This window comes from Luteibacter sp. P1_D3 (assembly GCF_056406135.1).
Map to the genome: position 1 here is coordinate 1 of NZ_JBFUAT010000077.1, position 4,348 is coordinate 4,348.

A 4,348-nucleotide genomic window follows, 5' to 3' on the forward strand; every position below is an offset into this window, starting at 1 on the left:
CCCCTAGGGTCGTGCGTCCTCTACTCCGGCGAATCGCCGCGCCCCAGCTAGTTCACTGGAGAAACAGCGTCGCTTCTTTCAGGAAGAGGTCCGGGTACTGGTAAATCGATCCATGGGCAGAGTCCGGATACACGATCAGTTCCGCGTTCGGCATGTTCTGCTGCAAMGTGAAGGAGTTCACCGTGTAGTGCACCAGGTCCTTGCTACCACTCACCACCAGGGTCGGCTCCGTCAACTGCTTGAGATACGCGTTGGATTGCGCGGACGGCACACCCCATGCGGCGAACGCAGCCACCTGTGCCGGCACGACCTTGTCGTTGACGTCCACATCGCGATTGACCGTACGAGCGCGAAGACGGGTGAGGAATTCCCGGCCCGCAGCCTGGCTCTTTTCCGAAGGCGTGAAGAACACATCCAGCAGCAGCTCGTCCGGCACGTTGTGCTTCTTCGCCAACATCGCCTGGAACTCAGGTGTCAGGTGGGCCATGCCTTCGCCGCCGCGCGGTCCGCTACCGACAAGAATGACGCGACGGACCAGGTCAGGACGTTCGATAGCCACTTCCTGGGCAACGAGACTACCCAGCGAGAAGCCTAGGATATCGGTCTTCTTGATGCCCAGCGCCGTGATCAGATCGATGCCGTACTTCGCCATCCCTTCAACCGTCTTCGGGACCTCGCCTTCGGAACCTGCCACACCCGCATTGTCGAAGATGATGACCTCGCGGGTGCTGGCGAAGCCGTCGGTGATCTTCGGGTCCCAGCTGTCCATGGTGCCGACGAAGTGCTGGAAGAAGACAAGCGGCGTACCACCCGGTTTGCCGAAGCGACGGTAGGCGAGACGAACGCCATCGACGGTGACGAACTTCGTCGGCGCGGTTTGATGCGTCTGGCCTGTGGGCAGGCTTGGAGAGAACGCGGCCGCACTGGAGGCGAATGCGAGGGAGACGGCGGCAGCGATCAACGCGCCCGCCAGTGACGAACGTAGTGTCTTGGTGCGTTTCATGGGGTCAGTCCTTGTTACGAGGTCACGTCGTCGTGGACGATCAGAAGCCGAGGCGCGTCAGGTCTTCCTGGAGGAAGTTCTGGCCGCTGCGATTCTTGACGCTGGGCAGCTCCGACACGCGCACGCGCCAGTCCAGCAATGCCGTGTAGTCGGCCGGTACCGTGATCCCGGAAACGTCGGCGTGCATGAGGCCGGCGAACAAGGTGATGTCGGCCATGGAGAAGGCGTCGCCGGCGAGGTAGGGGCGGCTCTGGAGAAGCTCGTTGAAGTACGTCAGGCCGGCGCGCACCTTGTCGCCCTCGCGCTGACCCATGGTCTCGCGACCATCCCAGTCGGGGCTCTTGTACGCCTTGAGGGTGTCGCCCAGGCCGGACGTGGCGTGGTGGAAATACAGGCCGATCGGGTCGGTGACATACGCCTCGGCACGGCGCTGCATCATGTGGATGACCGCCTTCTCCTTGGGGGTGCGGCCGGTGATGATCGGGTTGCCGTCAAGGTTGTCGAAGTACTCGGTAATCGCGGTGGACTCCGAAATCAGGGTGCCATCGTCGAGCTCCAGCACCGGCACCACGCCGGACGGGTTCTTGCCCAGGAAGGCGGCCTGCTTATGCTCGGCGCCGATCAGATCGACCGGAACGAACTCAACGGATTGGTCGAGGCCTTTGGCGGCGAGGACGATCCGGATGCGGGAGGGGTTGGGAAAGCCGGGGCGGTCATAGATTTTCATGAGATTCCTCGAGTTAGGTTGTCTATCGATCGATAGATAGTTAGAAGGAATGAGCGGAGGTTAGGCCGCCCCCTCGCCCCTGTCAACCCCTATCGATCGATAGATAGCCAGCCCTGCTATACTTCGGCCCATGAACACGAACATGCGCGAATCCATCATGTCGGCCGCCCGGGTGGCCGTGCAGGGGCACGGCTACAACGCCCTGAGCTTCCGGGAACTCGCCAAGACGGTGGGCATCAAGAGCGCGAGCGTCCACTACCACTTCCCTACCAAGGGCGATCTCGCGGCGGCACTCGCCAAGCGTTATGCCGACGAAGCGGAAGTGTTCTTCGACGAATTGCTGGCTACCCCACATACGCATGACGCGCTCATGCGCGCTTATACGTCAGCGTTCCGCAAGGCGCTCGAAGACGACAACAAGATGTGCCTGTGCGGCATCATGTCGGCCGAGTACACGGACCTTCCCGACATCGCTCGCGTGGAAGTCGATCKGTTCACGGCCGTCAATACGCGTTGGTTGCAACGCGTCCTGAAGGATCGCCACCCCGACTCACCGCAAGACGCACTCGAGGCGCGCGCCCTGGCCATCTTCGCCGCGATCGAAGGTGCGCAGCTGGTCGCGAGAGGTCGTGCGGACCTTTCGTCGTTCGACCGGATTATCGAGGCCTACCACGCGTCTGGGTTGTTTGACTGACGGTATAGACCGAGCACCGCCCGCAAACGAGCGGCGCGCGGTTCAAAACGATTACGGAGTCAGCCCCGCGTCAAGCGCACCCGCATACGCCGCAGACAGCGTCTTGCCCTGGTACGTCTTCCCCGCCACATCGTCGTAGAGCCAYAGGAAGGCACCCGTGATGTTGCACTGTGCCGTCCAGCCCGCGATCTTGCTCTGCGCACTCGGCACGGTATCGCCGCCGATCGACGAATCGCCAAGCCCCGGATAGACAGGCACACCGCCGAAGTCCCAGCCCGAACACGGGCTGTTACCCGCGCCGCCGGCATAGGCCTGCAGATGCACACCATCGACCGTACCAGCGCGCTGGCTGTTGATCTGCGTCACTACGGACTTCCAGTACGAAGCGTTCGTATAGGCATCCGGCATGACGTGGTAGCCGAGCTTGCCAAGCATCACGGAGAAGGCAACGGTCGAAGCGGCGTCGTAGCTGTTCTCGTCATCCAGGTCGATGGCATCGATCGAGGGGATCGCCTGCTTGAGTGCCTGGAAGTTGCGATAGAGCGTGCTCTGCGTGCCCGTGCCACCGCCTGCGCCCGTGCTGTTGACGAGGGCCTTGATGTCCTGGAAGTCACCGACGTTGGACGAGCCGATACTGAAGGTGATGCGTTTGACCCCTGCCGCTTTCAGCGCGGCGAGGTTGGAGACGAAGCCGGGATATGTGTTGTTACCGACGTAGGCGCCGTTGGAAACGATCGGGAATTCACCATTGAGGTTGAGGTCGCCGTTCGACTTGACCTCGACACTCCAGACGATGACCTCCGTGAAACCTGACTGGCTGAGTTCCTTGATGTTGTTGTTGGCGTTCTTGTAAATCGGGCCGCCACCGAAAATGCCTATATAGCCGGTAGTGTCGGCGAATGCTGCCGAGGAGGCCGCCAGTCCGACGATCGAACAAAGCAAAGCTGCCGTGATGCGGGTGCGCGTAAACCGAGACTTGAGACTCATTAACCTGCTCCGATGGTTTTGTATGAGCTGACGCCACTACCCAACGCGCACTCCGAATCCTTCGCTATCGGAGCGATGTTCCGCGTTACCCCGCAGATGGCGTGTCGTGATTTCTTGCTGGTTGGGATACAGAGCGCTGCAGCACTCTGTTGTCGGTTTAGATCGATCTAAACCGACAAGGCAAACTCTATCGTTGTCGGATCAACGACGCACGCTGCGATGCAAAAGGAAGGTGATGCGGATCACACTTCGCTTCCACGTTTCTAGTTGTCGGTATCACGCGCCTTGGTTCGCGTGTAAGCCACCACCCATCGCGCTACATCGTCTGCCTCCAGCTTCCGCCCGGCAGGATGTAACGTCCATGGCGGCCTTGGTCTCCGCGTACGTCCCGTCCAAGGCATAGATTTCCCTATGAAGGTTCGACCCAGGCTCGTCCCACGGGCGGGCCGCCAGGCACACGCCAAGCACTTCGGCTAGACGAAGCGCATTCGCCGACCAGTTGGTGGTGCCACAGCTGACGTGCTGCACGATCAGGCATAGCTGCCGACGATCGGGCGGCTTGTGGCTGGCAGCCTCGCGAAGCAACAGACCCTGGGCCAACTGGACGGCGAACAGGATTCCGTCGAAGGACGTGCCCGGTGGCACGTCGCCCAACCAAGGCTCGCCGAGGCTGACTTCTCGAGCTTCGAGTACTCGCAGGGGATGTCGTCCTGGCTGAATGGCGAAGCGTTTCAGGCGTGCCCAGAGTCTTGCCAAGGAGGAAGCGGTGCGGACGGCTATACGGTCGCCGAGTTGTCTTACCTGACGGAGATGGATGAGGACCAGCTGTTGAAAGCGGTCCAAGAGCTCATGAGGACCAATATGTTCCTCATGACCAGTTCGCATCTTGGAAACACGTATGAGAGCAGATATGAGCTCTCGCAGCTCGCCCGGGCAT

General features: G+C 61.1%; 5 protein-coding genes. 2 read left to right on the plus strand and 3 right to left on the minus strand.

Features of this window, described 5'->3' with window-relative positions:
- Positions 1–52 precede the first annotated feature (52 nt).
- Together AC1DYM_RS22760 and AC1DYM_RS22765 are read right to left on the minus strand one after the other, a co-directional pair.
- Complete coding sequence (locus AC1DYM_RS22760) at positions 53–1,003, minus strand: alpha/beta fold hydrolase (RefSeq protein WP_477342294.1); 951 nt, start codon at positions 1,001–1,003, stop codon at positions 53–55.
- 40 nt (positions 1,004–1,043) lie between these two features.
- Entirely contained in the window at positions 1,044–1,730 is a 687-nt protein-coding gene (locus tag AC1DYM_RS22765) for a glutathione S-transferase family protein (protein ID WP_477342296.1), read from the minus strand.
- A 142-nt stretch (positions 1,731–1,872) separates the two neighbouring features.
- On the opposite strand from AC1DYM_RS22765, the gene AC1DYM_RS22770 reads away from it, so the two are divergent.
- Complete coding sequence (locus AC1DYM_RS22770; RefSeq protein ID WP_477342298.1) at positions 1,873–2,424, plus strand: TetR/AcrR family transcriptional regulator; 552 nt, start codon at positions 1,873–1,875, stop codon at positions 2,422–2,424.
- A 51-nt stretch (positions 2,425–2,475) separates the two neighbouring features.
- Here AC1DYM_RS22770 and AC1DYM_RS22775 read toward each other — a convergent pair whose 3' ends face one another.
- A complete protein-coding gene (locus tag AC1DYM_RS22775) occupies positions 2,476–3,411 on the minus strand; it encodes a hypothetical protein (protein ID WP_477342300.1) in 936 nt (311 codons plus the stop codon).
- 561 nt (positions 3,412–3,972) lie between these two features.
- On the opposite strand from AC1DYM_RS22775, the gene AC1DYM_RS22780 reads away from it, so the two are divergent.
- The coding region (locus tag AC1DYM_RS22780; protein ID WP_477342301.1) for a hypothetical protein at positions 3,973–4,348 on the plus strand (376 nt) is incomplete at its 3' end.

Bases quoted from the DNA above. Each gene is read 5' to 3' on its own strand.
- AC1DYM_RS22765 (WP_477342296.1), bottom strand. From the start codon at position 1,730: ATGAAAATCTATGACCGCCCCGGCTTTCCCAACCCCTCCCGCATCCGG.